Source organism: uncultured Ruegeria sp. (assembly GCF_947489545.1).
Classification (GTDB): Bacteria; Pseudomonadota; Alphaproteobacteria; order Rhodobacterales; family Rhodobacteraceae; genus Ruegeria.
Map to the genome: position 1 here is coordinate 13,247 of NZ_CANLDZ010000032.1, position 17,345 is coordinate 30,591.

The following is a 17,345-nucleotide window of genomic DNA, read 5'->3' on the forward strand; positions in this document are numbered from 1 at the left end:
CCGGTTCCGGCGGCTGCAAGGTCAGCTGGGAAGACTTTGCAACCAAAGGCATATGCAACAAAAGGTTCAGCCAGTTCCGTGCTCTTGCCGATCAATCGCTCTTGTAAACGAGTCTGCTCCATTGCCATCGACAACTTTGACGACACGGATCTCTGTGCCTTTGTAGGCCTTTCTTGGAGAACGTGTTTCCACACTGAACACTAGCCCTCGATAGATATTGACGTTGGAAATCTGTTTCTTGCCGTTGACCAGTATATGAACCCGAAGCCACCTGTCTTCGAAATCTAATCCTTGAACACGCAGGTCTTCATGTTCTTCGTAGAACCGCAAAACGCTGATCATCTTGTTGGTTCTCTCGACAAAAAAGTCCTGGTGAAGCTGCTGATGCAACACTTCGCGTTCATCGGGAACAAGGTTCTCAATTGCCGCCATCAATATTTGCTGTTCATGAGCAAGAAGTTTCCAACTGCCTTCACCCGACAAGTAATAGACAACCTCGAATGCCCGAGTGAACCATTTCTTGATAGAATTTGAATTCAGCAATTTCCGGCAACGCCTTATTTCTGCATCTATGAGCGGTATGATGGAGCAGTCATCCGATTTGGTCAATTTGAGCTCTACTTCAAGCTCAGGCATGTTGCAGAGAATGGCGGTTACGAGCCCTTTGTGGCCCGGCTCATGTTGTGCAAGAGGCTCATCTCAGCCCCCCGGGCGCAGAGGCCCAAGGATCGCGCTGGGACGGCCGATCATGGGCGCTGCATAGGTGTTTCGGTTAACGCGTCCCAGGCGTCTTCTTGCGTTCGCGCAGCCTGCAAGCTGTCCCAGACCTCTGCCACAAAGGGGTCAGCCGCGGCCATCTCGGAGACAAGCCCGTCCCAGGCTACCCGGAGGCTGTCCAGGGTCTCGGGGCTGTAAAGGCGGACGTCCACGCCCTGTTCCGCCATTTGCGCGACGGCGGCGGCTTGTGAGTATTCCATCCGCAGGACCGAACGCATCGCGTTGGTTCTGGCCGCCATGTCGATAATCGTGCGCTGGCTGTCTGTCAGGCCGTCCCAAACGTCGCGGTTGATGACCAACTCAATCATCGTCGAGGGTTGGTGCCAGCCGGGGAAATAATAGAAAGAAGCCACGTCCGGAAAACCCAGCGCAAGATCCACCTGGGGAAAGCTGAACTCGGTCCCGTCGATGACGCCACTTTCAAGCGATGGAAAGATCTCTCCGCCTGCGATAAGCACGGTATCCGCACCTAGGCTTACCAGCACTTCCGAGGCCAGCCCCGACCAGCGCAGCTTGAGTCCGGCAAAATCGCCGGTTCCTTCGATGGGTGAGTTGAACCAGCCGCCCGATTCCATGCCGGTGAAGGTTAGTGGCATAGTCACGAGGTCAAAGCCCGCATCGTCATACATGCGCTGATTGAGCTCGAGCCCGCCGCCTTCGTAGAACCAAGCCATATAGTCGAGCGCCTGCGGCCCGAACGGCATCGACGTGAAAAACGACGCAACGGGAAAGGACCCATGAAGGTAGGCCGCAGCGGTATAGCCCGCTTCGATCTCGCCGTCAGAGACCGCCTGTTGAATGTCGAACGGTGGGACAATCGCGCCAGGTTCCGCCAGCTCGATCTGGATCGTCCCGCCGGAGGCTGCCTCGACCTCTGCTTCGAACTGCCGGATTGTGTTGATGACCGGAAGGCTGGTCGGAAAAGCCGATTGCAGGGTGATTGTGACATCCTGCGCAAGGCTCGGCCCGCTCATGGCCACAAAGGGTAAGGCAGCTAGGGCCAGTTTGGTCATCTTTGTCATGTTGTCCTCCGGGACTGTTGCGTTAGATTTTAGGGTCCGCGATTGTCGATGCGGCGCATTGAATCATGCTATTTCGAAGAGCCGGCTGATGAACTGGATCTCGCAGCCGATGCCTGGACTTCTGTCCTGGATGTGACCGCGTTTGATTGTTCTTATCGTCTCGATCCCGCTCAGTGTCGCTTTGGCTGATTTTAAAGACTGAAAGCTCTGACGATACTCAAGCAGCCGCTTCCTAGCTGCATGATCGCTCTCGATCAGGTTGTTCCGCGACTTTTTGTCGATGTGCCGGATGCTTTCGAAATGTGGATCAAAGCTGCCTCCATTATCCGTGAACTTACACGTATTCGTTCAAGATCAAACTGCAACTTTGTCCGCAGAATGCTAGTTCAGGTCGTCCCGGGTTTTGCGCTCGCAACGAAAGTCCGGTCTGACGGGCCGCACCGCAGCGGAGTTATGGCATGGTCAATGTCAGCAACGGGCCGTGTATCCTCTACGAGAGTGTTCATCGGTTCTGGCTCGCCCGCAGACAGTAGCTAGTGCCAGGAATTGATCTTTTTGATCGGTGGCGGCCCTGTTCGACATCGACTGGCGGTCATACCGTGGCAACTCGACATACCGTTCGAGACCTGTGACCGGCGACTACCCCTGACCTGCGGGCGATCAGTCTCAGGTGGTGGGTCCGCTTTTCCGGAACCAAGTCCTTTTTCCATCGCTGTCGTAGAAGGCTTCCTCGATATTTGCTCCTGTTAAGGCAAAGGTCAAAAAGCCGTTTTTGACATGAAGGCCGCAGTCGGGCTTTGGCGTTTGTGCAAAAAACTCGATGTCCTTGATGAAGTCGGATTTCTTGAAGGGGGGGGTGCTACCCACTTTAGCCAATGCCCAGGGCGCCCCATACGGCATAGAGGCGTGGCCGGTGCACCGCATGTGACAGGTGCCCGGGATCCTCGGGCCGTGTGTTGAAGCGGTAACTTTCTTTGGCGCATAGGCAATCCCGTCATGGATATGCCCGAAATACCAGTAATCCGGCAGGTTGTTGTCCAAAGCCCTTGCGACATCTCGTAGCAGAGATTTATTGTCCTTGACCTGTTCGATCTTGCCAGTCACATCGAAGGGCGTGTGATGGGTCATGACGATTGTTTTCTTGTCGGTATTTCCTTTGCGCTTCGATTTCACGAAACTGATCTGATCTGATCTTCGCTAAGCGCACCATACATTTTGAGGAAATCTGGGCTGTAGTAAGCACTGTCGAGGTAGAAAACCTGCCAAAATTCGTTTTCCAGCATCCCATAGGTGAAACCGTTTTGGTGGGCAAAGATTGGGCTGGACAGAGCGTCCTCAAAAAGACCCCGAGCACCTGTGTACATTTCATGGTTGGAATTCATCGTGAATGACCGGCTGGGCTTCCTGTGCGTCTTGGGCCAGAAATCAACAAGATGGGCCATCTCATAGCCGGGTCCAAGGAAGGTCTGACCGGGCGATTGTTGGGGTGTTCCGGTGTAATATACGTCTCCTAAGTGAAACAGGTAGTACGGGTCCAGATGTACAGCCGCATGACGCACCGCTTTGGCGTCGTCTCCCCCTGTTCCCCAATCGCCGGCAACCGCAAACGTATTGCCGTCCTCGGGGATCGTCGCCACATGCGGGCTTTTGGCCGGGTCATTCAGGGCCGCCATCGGCCATGGGTATTTCTTGTAGTAATAGTTGACAAGAAGCATGTTAATCGGCGCCTCGAGCCAGCGATAATCCAGTTGCCCGAAGTTCCCAAGTCCCCAAGACGTACCATCGGGTGAGATCGCATTGTAGCTCTGGACAGCTGTCTTGAGATGCTCATACTCTTTAGGCGTGAGAGTTGGTTGTGGAATGAGGCCCAAACCATCGACCAATTTAAGGAACTCTAGGAAAACTTGCGGTATGTCCTGGTAATCGGGGATTTCCTTTGGGTATTTTGCCCAAAAAGGCAGAATGCCAAATTCAATCTCGCCGAGCGTAGGAAGCTCGGGCCGGTAATGTGGCGGCTTAAGGTAAGGTACAATTGCCTTGAGCATGGCGTCGGACTCTTTCAGAAGTTCGTAAAAATCCTCAAGGTCTTTGATGATTTTTGCTGGATCAAGCGCGACGTCAATCTGGTCTGAAGGGGGTCTATTTTCAGGTTTTTGGAGGATTACAGTAATTTTTTCTAAAACGTCTGCTTCGGTCTGGGTCATGGCCGTCATGGCTTGCTCCCTGAAGTTAGATTGAAAATGGTTTTCTGCAAACTTTGGCCCTGGGAAACACCCGATGCTCCCGTTTGACCCATATCGCTAAACCGACGTTCCAAAAATTGAACGCCACTCTATGGATGTTGCCGCTGTTTTACGTATGGATCAAGCTTCTTGGACAAGCCGCCACCGCGGGTCAATGCTCGCAGTTCCGCACCCATATTGGCAGGCGTTTAGCTGATGGTCACGTTGTCCGCGACCTGCTAGTTCGACTGGCGTTGCATTTTGCGCTTGCGGCGAATGGCTGCAAAGCGGGCTGCGTCCGCAGAAAATCGGGTGGCCAGTGGGTGTCTCTTATGGGCCGTCCCTGTTGAGGGCGGGAATCCCGGTAGGTGAACATGCTGCGACCGATCTAATGGCTGCGAAGAGCCCAATACGACCGATGCTGCAACGCGCTCGAGGGGTGGCTTTTGCAGCCTCTAGTAGAGCAGTGCAACGACTTCATCCGTTTCAGGTCTTCTCCGCATCTCATCGGGCATCTGGGCGCAGAGGGAATGACCTGTGTTGCAGGTATGCTCGCTCGCGCGCTGTAGCGAGCCTTTTGCAAGGGCGACCTCGAGTAGGCATAGATGCCCGATCAACACCCCGGCACCGGCCTTCGCCTCTTCCACGGCAAGACTGTAAAGCGAGAACTTTGGGCCACGCTGCGGGTCGCCGATGGGTGTGCCGGTCTTCTTTGCCCAAAGGGCCCAATCGCCCACCCATGTCTGATCGTGCAGCAGAGTTGCCGTCTGGAAATCCAGCGTGTGCGTTTGAAGGCCAGGTGCGCAGACCGGCACTATGTCGTCGCCACAAATCGGCCTGCTGTCTGGTGATCTATTGGGGTTGTCAAAGAAGATCGCCAGATCAAACAGATCCCTCGACAGGTTGGGCGGGACTTCCATGGCCGTCACCGAAAAGGCGATCTGCGGGAACTGCGCCCTGATCTTGCTGAGCCTGCTGGGCAACCAAAGTTGAGCGACAGACGGAAGTGCCGCGATGTGAAAATCGACCTCTGGACCAATATTGCGCAAGGCACGCGTTGCATCCGCCAAGGCGTCAAAGGCCAATGTAAACCGCAACACGAGGGATGCCCCAGCCGCCGTCAGTTCCACCCCTTGGGCATTGCGACGAAAGAGTGCTGTGCCTGCCCAGTCTTCAAGTGTCTTGATATGCTGCGATATAGCGCCGGGCGTAACGCTGAGTTCGTCCGCGGCCGCGACGAAGCTGACATGCCGCGCGGCGGCTTCAAATGCCCGCATGGCGTTCAAATGTGGACCTTTCGGACGTTTGGGCGCGACGCTCATCAGCTTAGCCTTAGTTTTTCTACGCCAAGAAATAGCAAATCTGCTTTGCACTGTCATGCGGCTGACGTCAGTCTACGGGGCAAACAGGAGGATTGCGGATGACACTTGTACAGCGAAACTGGGTTCCTGGTACATGCGAAACACGGGTGCAGGACATCACCCAAAAGGCTGCGTCCATGACTTCTGACGATCTTCTGGCGCGCGTGCAGGACCTGGCTGAGCATAACCGCATCATCCACGAGGAAGAGTGCTTTAACCTCAACCCGGCCACCAATGTCATGAACCCCAAGGCAGAGGCACTTTTGTCTTCCGGTATCGGGTCGCGTCCGTCTTTGGGCTATCCCGGCGAAAAATATGAAATGGGCCTGGAAGCGATCGAAGAGATCGAGGTGATTGCGGCTCAGCTGTGCGCAGAGGTCTTTGACGCCAAATTTGCTGAAGTCCGTGTTCCCTCTGGCGCGATTGCAAACCTCTACGGCTTCATGGCGACATGCAAACCGGGTGATACGATCATCGCACCGCCAGCGTCGATTGGCGGGCATGTCACGCACCATATCGCGGGCTGCGCGGGGCTTTTTGGTCTGCGCACGGTCGATGCGCCGGTGAACGCAGATGGCTACACGGTCGATCTGGATCAGCTGCGCGCCTTGGCGCTGGCCGAACGGCCTAAACTGATTACGGTTGGCGGTAGTCTGAACCTGTTTGAGCACCCTGTCTCCGAGGTGCGCGCAATCGCCGATGAGGTGGGTGCCAAGGTGATGTTCGATGCGGCCCACCAGTGCGGGATCATTGCGGGGCGCGCGTGGTCCAATCCCCTGACGGAGGGAGCGCATTTCATGACGATGAGCACCTACAAAAGCCTAGGAGGACCCGCAAGTGGACTGATCGTCACAAACGATGCCGACATTGCCAAAGCGCTCGACGTCATCGCCTTCCCCGGCATGACTGCAAATTTCGATGCGGCGAAGACGGCCGCCTTGGCCGTGACAATGTTGGATTGGAGAGTTTTTGGGCAAGCCTACGCCAAAGAGATGATAGCGATGGCATATGCCTTGGCAGCCGCATTGGATGCACAGGGCGTTCCGGTCTTTGGCGGTGCTGAAGGTTTCACCAACTCCCACCAATTTGCCGTCCTGGCGGAGCCCTTTGGCGGTGGCCAAGCGGCGTCAAAAACCCTGCGCCCCAATGGGTTCTTGGCCTGTGGCATCGGGCTGCCGGTCGCTGCGGTTGATGGCGATATGAATGGCTTGCGGATTGGCACGCCAGAACTGGTTCGCTGGGGCATGACGGCCGCCGATGCAGGACAGCTTGCCGCGCTGATAAAGCGTGGCCTAAGCGGCGACGATACGGGTCAGGATGTGGCCTCCTGGAGGCAAAACTTCGACACGCTCTGCTTTGTTCACTGAGACAGACGGCAGGCATTGGTGCTATCCTGACGAGCGGCGGCGCTGTCCGCGTCCTGGCCTTCATGCGATAGCACATGCCGATTTGTCAGACGTGTCTGACAAGCTCAATCAACCCACACTGGTGATCGGTTCCGACGGCGACACCATCACGCCACCGGATGTCGTCGAAAGGCTTGCTGCGACCATTCCCAACAGTTCGCTTTGTATAATCTCCGGGGCCGGCCATTTGCCATGTGTTGACGCCCCAGACGCGAATGCCGAGCTCATGTTCGATTTTTTGCGGGCCAGCTGAAGAATCATTCGTGTTAGGTGAGAAAGTTATATTTTTGCCCCTTGGAACGTGAGTTCAGCTAGACATTTCAATTGCAAGCGCAGCGAAAGTCCGGTTCGGTGAAGCTGCATTACAGCGCGGGCTGACCCAACGAATGACCGCAACGGGCCATCAAATGCACGAGTGGAACTTCGCTTCGCAAGCGATTTGCCTATCCCATGGTGGAGACTTTTTGATGAACCTCAATCACGTTGCCTTCTGGGTCGTGAAAGAACACTTGGTGCCACTCTTTCGAGAAAGCCGTTCCATAGTCTGTGTATGGAATGCCGCGTTCATCGAGCTTTCTGAGAAAGGGATCAAGGTCATCGGTACGAAAGGCAATATGCTCTCGTTCAACCGGATTTATTGCATGCATGTTTTTGAACGCGACATCTAAGTCCCGTTCCGCAAGATGCATCTGCATGCTACCTTCGGTCGCAAATCTGATTTTGCCGTCATAGCCCGTATCTTCGTTTGCTTCAGTGCGAGGGAAATTTTGTTGTGGGATGTCAGCAAGACCAAGCACGCTTGTGTAGAATTCGTGCATGCAATCGACATCGTCGGCCACAAAGTTAATGTGATGAAATTCCAGCTCCATTGTCAGTCATCTGTTCAATGTTTTTCTTCCACGGTTCTAACATCAAAGGCCGCAACTTGGGATAGAAGAAGTTGAACTGGTTTCTCCGAATTGCAGCTTTGCCCACAATCCAGCTACTTCCCGTGCCAGGTCATTGTTCTCGCAAAAGGCAAATCCTATATGCGCGGCGATGGGTTTTGGAGGCCAAGTCTGATGGTGCGTACGTTTGTTCTAATGGCCGTGATGACAGCTTTCGTGGGTGTCATCGGGCTCATGCTGGGCGGTGAGGTGGGCCTTGTCATCGCGCTCGGCCTCGCATTTGCGATGAACTTCTTCTCCTACTGGAATTCGGACAAAGCCGTTTTGCGTATGCATGGTGCGCGGCCTGTTGATGCGCGCTTGGCACCGGAGCTCTGGAAGATGACGGAGACGATGGCCCGGAAGGCCGGTATGCCTATGCCCGCGCTCTACATAATGGAGACCGAGCAGCCCAACGCATTTGCTACTGGGCGCAATCCGGAGAATGCCGCAGTCGCAGTCACGCGCGGCCTGTTGAGCAACATGAGCCGCGAAGAAGTGGCTGCTGTTGTTGCTCATGAGCTGGCACATGTCAAAAACCGCGACACGCTTACGATGACCATCACCGCAACCCTGGCCGGGGCAGTTTCGATGCTGGCGAATTTCGCGATCTTCTTTGGCGGCGGGCGCGACAGGCCTTTGGGTATTGTCAGTACTATCGCGATGATGATCCTTGCGCCCCTGGCTGCGGGCATGGTGCAGATGGCGATCAGCCGGGTGCGTGAGTATGAGGCAGATGCCGAGGGGGCCGCGATCTGCGGTAGTCCTGATTGGTTGGCCTCGGCGCTCGCCCGATTGGGCCAGCTCTCTGGTCGGATCGACAATATTGCTGCCGAGCGTAACCCGGCCACGGCGCATATGTTCATCGTCAACCCGCTTCATATGCAGGCGGTGGATAGCCTTTTTGCCACACACCCGCCAATTGAAAAGCGCATCGCCAAGCTGCGGGCATTTGGTGGTGCCAAAGGGTTGAAAAGCAGCGCCCAACCTTCGAGAGGTGGCCCTTGGGGCTAGTTGAAAGCGGCATGATAGATCATTAGTTTGCGCCGCCATTGCTAATAGGAGTTACGAGCCATGACAGAGACCATTGAGAAAGAAACGTTTTCCTTCCAGACCGAGGTGGGCCAGCTTTTGGACATCGTCGCGGGTTCGCTTTATTCCAACCGCGAGGTGTTTTTGCGCGAGCTCGTCTCCAACGCATCCGACGCGTGCGACAAGCTGCGCTACGCTGCCCTGACCGACGCGTCGCTCGCACCCTCCGAGGATTTTGCGATCACGCTTGAGATTGATGCCAAGACCAAGACGTTGTCGATTTCGGACAATGGTATCGGCATGAACCACGCCGATCTGCTTGAAACCCTTGGCACCATTGCCAAATCCGGCACCAGTGCTTTCATTGAAGCGCTCAAGGCTGACGACAAGGACAATCCAGGCCTGATTGGCCAGTTTGGCGTGGGTTTTTATTCAGCATTCATGGTGGCGTCTCGGGTCGAGGTCGTGACCCGCAAGGCAGGCGAGAGCGAGGCCCGGCTTTGGTCTTCTGACGGCAAGGGCGAGTTCTCCATTGAGCCGACCGAGCGCGTGACCAACGGAACTACAGTGACGTTGCACCTCAAGAAAGACGCCAAGGAGTTTGCCGACGAGGCCCGTATTCGGCACATCATCAAGACCTACTCCGAGCATATCAACTTCCCGGTCAAACTTGGAGAAGACACGCTTAATTCAGCCGAAGCGCTTTGGACCCGCCCTGCGAAGGACATCTCGGAGGAGCAATATACCGAGTTCTACCGTCACTGCTCCCACGCCTTTGATGCGCCGTGGAACGTGATGCAAAATAAGGTCGAAGGTACACTCAACCACACCAGCCTGCTCTTTGTGCCCAGCACCCAACCGTTCGATCTCTTTGAGCCCGAGCGAAAGAGCCATGTGAAGCTCTACGTCAACCGGGTCTTCATTTCCGAGACTACGAAGGATCTGATACCAGCGTATCTACGCTTTCTGCGTGGGGTTGTGGATAGCCAGGATCTGTCTCTAAACGTCTCGCGAGAGATGTTGCAGACCGACCCACAACTCACGAAGATCAAGACTTCGATCACGAAGAAGGTATTGAGTGAGCTGAAGAAAAAAGCCACCAAAGCACCTGATGAGTACGCAACATTCTGGGGCAATTTCGGTGCAGTGCTGAAGGAAGGCCTGGTCGAAGATGCCGCGCTCCGCGATCGGATCCTCGAGATTTGCCGCTTCGCCTCCACCGCTGTCGGCGACTTGACAAGTCTTGCCGATTACGTGGCCCGCATGAAAGAGGGGCAAGAGGCGATCTTCTACATCGCTGGCGAAGATCCGGCCAAACTGGTCCAGTCTCCACATCTGGAGGGTTTCAAAGCCAAAGGGGTCGAGGTGTTGCTCCTGTCCGACCACGTGGATGAGTTCTGGTTGCAGCACATCACTGAATTCGACGGCAAGCCATTCAGGTCCATCACCCGCGGGACAGCAGATCTCGACGAGATCAAGGCAGATGAAGCCCAACCGGAAGAAGACAAGCCCGAAGAAGCTGATCTCTCTGCCCTGATCGCTGCGTTTAAGGCCGAACTGGGCGAAGCGGTTAAAGACGTGCGCCCTTCGAAGCGTCTGACCGACAGCCCTGTTTGCCTCATAGCCGATGACGGGGACATGGATGTCAATCTGGAGCGCCTGTTAAAACGCCACGGGCAGTTGCAGCATGGCGCCCCGCGCGTTCTTGAGCTGAACCCCAGCCATGCGATCGTTACCAAACTGGCAGACCGTGCCACGCAAGAGAATGTGAGCGATGACAACCTGCTGAAAGACGCGGCCCATCTATTGCTGGATCAAGCCCGCATCGTCGAAGGTGAAGCCCCCATCGACCCATCCGCATTCGCACAGCGTATGGGCTCGGTTCTGGCGCGCGCCTTTGCCATATAGAGAGAACATCCGGAAATGCAAATACAGCAGTCATGCAGTATTGCCTTTAGCTAAAGGCGAATCTTCGCCCCGGGACTAGGTAACCTTAGACGCAGGTGGCCAAATCCCAGCTTCCGTCTTAGGGTCGCCGCTATCTCGATTTTTCCAAAAGAGGTCACATACGGCCTTTTATCGTCAAAGGATCCGGTTAAAAGGCCATATAAGGCCTATTGACAAACCGTCATGTAAGAGGTCATATGTGGCCTATAAATAGACGACAGGAGCCTAATCGGCAGCTTACGGCCTTTTATGACAAAATGGCGACGTCAAGACAAGTAGAACTGGAAATCGGGCAACGACTCGCGCGCCTGCGCCTGGCCCGAAACGTGACGCAGGCCGACCTTGCAGAAAAAGCAGGCATCGGGGTGCGCACTCTGCGTCGCCTCGAAGCAGGCGACCCGTCGACCTTGGACACGTTCTTGCGGGTCGCCACGGCACTTGACCTAAAAGAGGCCGTCCTCTCAGCCTTACCCGAGGGAGATATTCGGCCCATTGAACGTGTTACTAAAAAGGGGAGCGAGCGTAGAAGGGCAAGCCCTGTATCGGAGCACTCTAAAAAAACAACATGGACATGGGGGGACGAGGCAGATGACTGACGCAAGCGTCATTCTATGGGGACGGCGCATCGGCGCTGTAAGCTGGGACGAAGCGCGCGCGCTTGGCGTCTTTCAATACGATCCGAACTTCGTGGGTGCGGGTATTGAAGTCGCACCCATCAAAATGCTGGCCCGGGAAGCTCCATACGAGTTTCCCGCCCTTCGAAAAGAAACTTTCAGAGGGTTGCCGGGCATGCTAGCCGACGCGCTGCCAGACAAGTTTGGCAACCGGTTGATCGATGCATGGCTTGCCGAGACGGGCCGCAGCGCGGGCCAGTTCAGCCCAGTTGACCGGCTCTGCTACATAGGTAATCGCGGGGTCGGGGCGCTGGAATTCGAACCGACGGTCCGCAAGGCAACACGATCGAAGAAATTGGAAGTAGCCCAGTTGGTGGACTCGGCCAACAGGGTGCTCGACGAGCGTGAGAACCTTGCTGGCAGGCTCGGAGGTGATGGCGATGCTGAGGCGCTGGAAGACATCTTGAGTGTCGGGACTTCAGCGGGCGGCGCGCGTGCCAAGGCCGTGCTCGCTTGGAACCGGGAAACCGGCGAGTTCAGATCTGGGCAAGTCAAAGTTGACGAGGGGTACGGACACTGGCTCTTGAAGTTCGACGGTGTGTCCAACAACCGCGACAAGGAGCTCGCCGACCCGCAAGGTTTCGGAAAAATCGAGTACGCGTATCATCTCATGGCAATGCAAGCGGGTATCGACATGTCAGAATGCCGTCTTCACCACGAGGGTGGACGAAGCCACTTCATGACGCGTCGGTTCGACCGGGACGGGCGGGGTCGCAAGGTTCACATGCAATCTCTAGGCGCGATGCAACACTTCGATTTTAACGACCCGGCCTCTTATTCCTATGAGCAAGCCGTCTTGACGATCAAGGATCTCGGGCTCGGAATGGATGTCGTCGAACAGCAATACAAGCGTGCCGTATTCAATGTCGTGGCACGCAATCAGGATGACCATGTCAAGAATATCTCCTTCCTGATGGACCGGTCTGGATCCTGGCGGCTCTCACCCGCCTACGATGTAGCTTATTCCTACAACCCATCTGGCTCATGGACCCGCGACCATCAGATGAGCCTGGCTGGAAAACGAAACGATTTCACTTATGACGATCTCATGGTCTTCGCCTCAAATGCGGGTCTCAAGCCAACCCGGGCTAAACAAGCGATTGAAGAGGTCGTGGTATCCGTCAAGAACTGGCAAGACCACGCGGACGTGGCAGGTGTTGAGCCATCGGATGTTAAGCGGATCGAGAAAACGTTTCGCATGAAGTTGGATAAAGGATAGGTCTCATGTCTACCATTCGCTATTCAACTTTTCCGAGAACAGTACCACCGCCGGAATTAGCCGAACCACTCGTAATGGTGAATTTGGACCATTTGGTTCTCGCTGTGCCAAACGGCTATCGGAGAAAAAGTAAGGGTCGAACCGTCGTCAGTAAAGACTATGAAAACACATGCGCCGTTGCTGATACCCTCTACACACACGGCCGGCTCCAGTTGCCATACAAGTTGGCTGTAATCGGATATTAGTGCCTGAGGATTCCGAGGCAGCCTCCAGAAACCTGATTTCGTTACGCGATGCTGAAGCTCAAGTCTCGATTAGCCCTTCCCGCGCACGTATTTGCCAAAATTTGACCCTACTTTTCAAATTTTTGCTGTCATAAACCGGATATGTCGCACCAAGGTTCAACATAGTTATCGGTACATTCTAGATACCCCATCCTAAGGTCGGTGGATGCCGGAAAGTATGAAATACCTCGGACAGGTTGACTGGGCTCGTCTGTTTCCGGCGGTTCAGCAGATGCGGGATGCGATAGCTTTTCTACAGCCGGGCGGCAGTCCCGGCCCGGCGGGTGAAATCTACCTGTCGTGGTGGCGCTCCGTGGAACGACCGATCTCGGTGAAGACACTTCATCGCACATTGCCCGACATGGACGCCGACCATATCGCAACGTGGCTGGACGCCGCGCAGAGGGCGCCGGTCCCGCGTGCTGTGGCTGTATTGAGGGCCGTGAGGGAGGATCGTCCGCGGGACGTCGCAGCGGCGGTGATCCTGGGGAACGCTGCGTTGGCGCAGGCGCTCGGATGGACACATATCCTGCCACTCCTAGCGCTTGGTCTCAAGCGTGGCGATTCTGCGACCGTCTGGTCGAGCTCGGCGCGGTACGTGAGTTGATCGCAGCGACACGTTCCGGCTCTACGGCGTCTGAGCATGGCAAAGGATCACGCCGAAAGCGAACTCGATCGCGAACTGGAGAACTTGCCCTCCGAGCTTAGCTGGCGCGAGTGGATACGCCGGATCGAAGCCGTGCTTTTTTGCGTCCGCCTCGCCCGTGCCGCGCGAGGACCTGGCGCTAGTGTTGGGGCATGGGGCTTCCGTCGATCTCCTGATTGACGACCTCGACGCCGATCTCGAGGGGCGGTCGTTCGAAGTGGCTCGGGTCGCCGGTGGCTGGATGTTGGGGACCCGACCTGCCTATGCGGCGGCGATCCGAGCAGCGGCAGATGTCAGCGATCAGGATTTGGACCTGCGCGAATACGACGTCGCCGTGCTGACTGCCATTGCGTGCCACCAACCGATCACCCGGGACGGGTTGAAGGACATTTGGCAACGAGATCAGCCGCGATCTGATCGGCAGATTACATGCGCAAGGGCTGATCGGCACAGACCCAAGATCCCCGCGACGTGGGGCGCCTTACACCTATGTCACGACCGAGAAGCTTCTGATCGCGTTCGACATGGAGATTCTGCAGGATCTGCCGGACCGGGAGCAGCTTGAGGACTCAGCCTGAAAGGCGCAGGCTCGCCATAGCCGGAGGCTATCTAAATATAGGATTGGTGTATTTCCCAATACTGCGACCGGGTTCTAAGGTTGGGTATGGAACGAACTGATCGGCCCCCGAGTACTCGGCTAAAAATCGCCAATATTCGCAATAAATTCAGCCTGTTACTTGCAGGTCGAGTGGGTCTGGCGTATCATCGGTTCATCGGTTCATCGGTTCATCGGTTCATCGGTTCATCGGTTCATCGGTTCATCGGTTCATCGGTTCATCGGTTTCGAGAACTGTGCGCTTTGGCGCAGACAACAGCACTGACCAGTTACATCATCCTGACAGCCTGACTTCCGGCCGCAAGTCGGCCATCGCGCATGGATCAATTGGCGATCTGATCAGGGCTTCCGGATTGGATGGCTTTACGCGGTTGTCCTCGGCCGCCGTGATGGCGGTCACCGGTGCGAGATCAGCTGCAACCACCCCGCACATTTTATCACGATCAGAACGGACAGCGCGAAAGCAGTGCGGCCGATCCCTGAAGGTGGTTCGCTTCCGCTTGAGGCTCAAACAACGCCTTCGGCCGATACCCAAACCTATGCCCGCATTTATGCCAACCCACTGACCGCCTGACGGGCAGGGCGGTGCCTTGCCTCGATTGTGCTCAATGTCGCTGACAGGAGAGTTTCAAAAATGACTAACGCACCTCTGGATATCCAACCCGCCCTTCGCTCGCTCGCCGTCTTGGTTCGGGCTGGTCGGTTGACCAAGTTCAAGGGCCAGGTGGCCAGCATTGCGCCAGGGCTTTCGGTCGTGGCGACTGCTGCGGTGTTCTCGGGTGGCGCGGCTCAGGCGGCCAATGAGTGTGGGGTGGAGGCTAAAGGCACGAATGATAGTGACATCAGACAAGATACGGTCACATGTGGCGCTGACACCTACTCTGATGGCATCACCTATACCGGATCAGATGGGCTCACTCTGATACTTGATGATGTTAACGTCACGAATGGGAACCGGACCTTTGGGTTGTTCGTGAAGGGGAGGTCGGGGGATGGGTCTCTTCTCGGGGCGGATATTGTTGTGGAGATGGAAGACGGCAAAGTCGACACGGATGGCGCAAATGCCATGGCGCTTTTTGCGCAGATCGAGAAAGCGACGAGCAACGCCAACGTGACCGTGAGCGTGAGAGAAGGAGCGGAAATCGTTACAGACGGTAAGAGCGCTCATGGGGTTTTGGCGAGCAATAAGGGTGGTGGCGATGCGCATGTTGTGATGGAGGGTGAGGAAACGAAAATCGCCATTAATGGGGTGAAAGCTGATGATTTTGACTCGACTTACGGGCTTTGGGCAAGTGTCAACCAGTTCAAGGGCGAAGGGGGCGATGGCAAGGCGACCGCAGAAATGAAGGGAGGCAAAATCACCATTGAGAAGAGGGACGCGCACGCGGTTTATGCGTCTATCGAGAACCGGGATAACGACGCCACGGCGACCGCACGCATGACCAACGGGTCTATCGAAACGAAGACACACCGTGGATATGGGCTTTTTGCGGAGACCCATGGGACAGGCGAGGCGGTCGCGGAAATATTGGGCGGCTCGATCACCACGAATACAGATGATGATGGTGGGAACAATGCTTACGGGCTTTGGGCTTACCTCGAGGGGACGACGAGCCGCGAGGCCCAGGCGACCGTGCGCATGGACCAAGAAAATGGGAATGTTGAGACATCTGTCACGACAAGCGGTGACAGCGGTTTCGGGATTGTGGCGAGCACCACAACCCTTGGCCATGTGCGCGGGGAAATGGATCGCGGCAAGCTCACCACATCTGGGGCATTCGCTCATGGGGTTTTTGCGTGGACCTATGGCAAGGATAATAAAGAAACGGCGACGGTGGAAATGACCGGAGGGGAGGTCATTACGACCGGCGACAATGCTTATGGGATCGTGGCGGCGATCAGCGATGTGTCGGGTTTAACCAGGGCGATAGAGAGCACAGCCACGGCGACGGCGCTCATGGCCGGAGGGGAGGTCTTTACGACCGGCGACAATGCTTATGGGATTGTGGCAAGCTCCAGTGGCCTTGGCGCGGTGAGCGCAGAAATGAAGGGCGGCGAGGTCACCACGAGGGGGGAAGGCGCGCGCGGGCTTGCGGCGCAGATCTTCAACATGGAGAGCACAGCCACGGCGACGGCGCTAATGACCAGGGGGGAAATCGGTACAGAAAATGACAATGCCCATGGGATTTCTGCGGCAAACAATGGCCTTGGTGATGCGATCGCCGAAATGAGGGTGCACGGCGCGGTCACCACGAGGGGGACAGAAGCACATGGGGTTTATGCGGGAGCAGCCCGCGGGCAGGCGATCGTTAACCTGGGCGCGCACGCTGATGTCACCGCTTCCGGAGCGAGAGCAGATGGGATTCGTGCTGCGGGTGGGGGAGGCTTTGACGTAGATGTGGCCGGGGATGTGACGGGCGGAACTGGCGGCGGCTCAGCGATCCGCACGATATCCAGCGCCGGGGGGACGATTGATATCGCCAGCACCGCCAGGGTGACTGCGGGAACGTCTGGTCTTGTGATACGAGACGGGGCTGGCGATGTGGTCATCACCTCGGCAGGGGCAGTCACCGGCGTTGCGCATCTTGGGGCGGGCAACAATACCCTGAAGTTTTTAGGTGGTAGTTCCAGTAGTTTCACCGGTGATGTTTATACCGGTGTGGGCAACGATACCCTGGAGCTGGCAGGTGGCCATTTCACCGGCGCGGCGCATCTTGGGGCAGGCAACAATACCTTGACCCTGACAAGTGGTAGTTTCACCGGTGATGTTTATACCGGTGCAGGCAACGATATCCTGGAGCTGGCAGGTGGCCGTTTTGAAGGAAATATTTATACCGGTGCGGGCAACGATACAGTCTCGATTTCTGCCGCAACCATCTATGATGGGCCCCACATTCTGGACGGCGGTGCAGGCGGTGATGATCAGCTGACTTTCGGTGGCCCGATAACCATGACAGCCACAGCGGGTCACCTTAGAAACTGGTCGCGCATCACACTGGATACGGATCTGTCCATCGACTCCACGTCTGAGTTTCGTGTGTCTGGTGGGGTAGGGGATACACCCACTGAGATCACCATCGCAGGTGATGTGATCAATGATGGCTCTGTCGTCTTAAGCGTGCAGGACGGGGCTACCGATGATGTGATCACCATCGAGGGGGATTACACCGGTTCGGGAACAAGTGTCTTTGCCCTGGATGCAGTTCTCGCTGG

Annotated in this window: 15 protein-coding genes and 2 pseudogenes; 10 read left to right on the forward strand and 7 right to left on the reverse strand. The window is 56.1% G+C overall.

Annotation, left to right across the window (positions count from 1 at the left end):
* Positions 1-66 precede the first annotated feature (66 nt).
* The 6 genes from Q1B13_RS24895 to Q1B13_RS24920 all read right to left on the reverse strand — a co-directional run bounded on the left by Q1B13_RS24895 (position 67) and on the right by Q1B13_RS24920 (position 5,343).
* Positions 67-636 carry a hypothetical protein gene (locus Q1B13_RS24895; protein ID WP_298938297.1) on the reverse strand — a complete coding sequence of 190 codons (570 nt, stop codon included), beginning with the start codon at positions 634-636 and terminating at the stop codon, positions 67-69.
* Positions 637-746: 110 nt separating this feature from the next.
* Positions 747-1,799: a TRAP transporter substrate-binding protein gene (locus tag Q1B13_RS24900; protein WP_299085375.1), complete on the reverse strand. Its 1,053-nt coding sequence runs from the start codon at positions 1,797-1,799 to the stop codon at positions 747-749.
* A gap of 63 nt (positions 1,800-1,862) precedes the next feature.
* Positions 1,863-2,090, reverse strand: coding sequence for a DDE-type integrase/transposase/recombinase (locus Q1B13_RS24905; protein WP_298938298.1), 228 nt, complete (start codon positions 2,088-2,090; stop codon positions 1,863-1,865).
* Between the two features lie 375 nt (positions 2,091-2,465).
* Positions 2,466-2,972: a metallophosphoesterase family protein gene (locus Q1B13_RS24910; RefSeq protein ID WP_299085378.1), complete on the reverse strand. Its 507-nt coding sequence runs from the start codon at positions 2,970-2,972 to the stop codon at positions 2,466-2,468.
* Positions 2,969-4,012, reverse strand: a complete 1,044-nt coding sequence (locus Q1B13_RS24915; protein WP_299085381.1) for a hypothetical protein — start codon at positions 4,010-4,012, stop codon at positions 2,969-2,971. The genes Q1B13_RS24910 and Q1B13_RS24915 overlap by 4 nt, the downstream gene beginning before the upstream one ends.
* Positions 4,013-4,476: 464 nt before the next feature.
* Entirely contained in the window at positions 4,477-5,343 is an 867-nt protein-coding gene (locus tag Q1B13_RS24920; RefSeq protein ID WP_299085384.1) for a LysR family transcriptional regulator, read from the reverse strand.
* A 98-nt stretch (positions 5,344-5,441) separates the two neighbouring features.
* On the opposite strand from Q1B13_RS24920, the gene glyA reads away from it, so the two are divergent.
* Both glyA and Q1B13_RS24930 read left to right on the forward strand, forming a co-directional pair.
* Positions 5,442-6,749: an aminotransferase class I/II-fold pyridoxal phosphate-dependent enzyme gene (gene glyA, locus Q1B13_RS24925; RefSeq protein WP_298938291.1), complete on the forward strand. Its 1,308-nt coding sequence runs from the start codon at positions 5,442-5,444 to the stop codon at positions 6,747-6,749.
* Complete coding sequence (locus tag Q1B13_RS24930; RefSeq protein ID WP_299085385.1) at positions 6,700-7,041, forward strand: alpha/beta fold hydrolase; 342 nt, start codon at positions 6,700-6,702, stop codon at positions 7,039-7,041. The genes glyA and Q1B13_RS24930 overlap by 50 nt, the downstream gene beginning before the upstream one ends.
* A 190-nt stretch (positions 7,042-7,231) precedes the next feature.
* Here the strand turns inward: Q1B13_RS24930 and Q1B13_RS24935 are convergent, their stop codons facing one another.
* A complete protein-coding gene (locus Q1B13_RS24935) occupies positions 7,232-7,657 on the reverse strand; it encodes a VOC family protein (RefSeq protein WP_299085387.1) in 426 nt (141 codons plus the stop codon).
* A 192-nt stretch (positions 7,658-7,849) separates the two neighbouring features.
* Here Q1B13_RS24935 and htpX point away from each other — a divergent pair, with 192 nt between their 5' ends.
* The 8 genes and pseudogenes from htpX to Q1B13_RS24975 all read left to right on the forward strand — a co-directional run.
* Positions 7,850-8,728: a zinc metalloprotease HtpX gene (gene htpX / locus Q1B13_RS24940; protein ID WP_299085389.1), complete on the forward strand. Its 879-nt coding sequence runs from the start codon at positions 7,850-7,852 to the stop codon at positions 8,726-8,728.
* Between the two features lie 60 nt (positions 8,729-8,788).
* A complete protein-coding gene (gene htpG / locus Q1B13_RS24945; RefSeq protein WP_299085391.1) occupies positions 8,789-10,654 on the forward strand; it encodes a molecular chaperone HtpG in 1,866 nt (621 codons plus the stop codon).
* 296 nt (positions 10,655-10,950) lie between these two features.
* Positions 10,951-11,289, forward strand: a complete 339-nt coding sequence (locus Q1B13_RS24950) for a helix-turn-helix transcriptional regulator (protein WP_299800688.1) — start codon at positions 10,951-10,953, stop codon at positions 11,287-11,289.
* Entirely contained in the window at positions 11,282-12,586 is a 1,305-nt protein-coding gene (locus tag Q1B13_RS24955) for a type II toxin-antitoxin system HipA family toxin (RefSeq protein WP_299085393.1), read from the forward strand. The genes Q1B13_RS24950 and Q1B13_RS24955 overlap by 8 nt, the downstream gene beginning before the upstream one ends.
* A gap of 462 nt (positions 12,587-13,048) precedes the next feature.
* Positions 13,049-13,477 (forward strand): DUF1403 family protein, encoded by a 429-nt coding sequence (locus Q1B13_RS24960; protein WP_299085395.1) that lies wholly within the window; start codon positions 13,049-13,051, stop codon positions 13,475-13,477.
* 36 nt (positions 13,478-13,513) lie between these two features.
* Positions 13,514-14,094: pseudogene (locus Q1B13_RS24965) on the forward strand (SMC-Scp complex subunit ScpB).
* An 86-nt stretch (positions 14,095-14,180) separates the two neighbouring features.
* A complete protein-coding gene (locus Q1B13_RS24970; RefSeq protein WP_299800691.1) occupies positions 14,181-14,423 on the forward strand; it encodes a hypothetical protein in 243 nt (80 codons plus the stop codon).
* Between the two features lie 343 nt (positions 14,424-14,766).
* Positions 14,767-17,345, forward strand: a pseudogene (locus Q1B13_RS24975) (hypothetical protein); the annotation flags it as partial.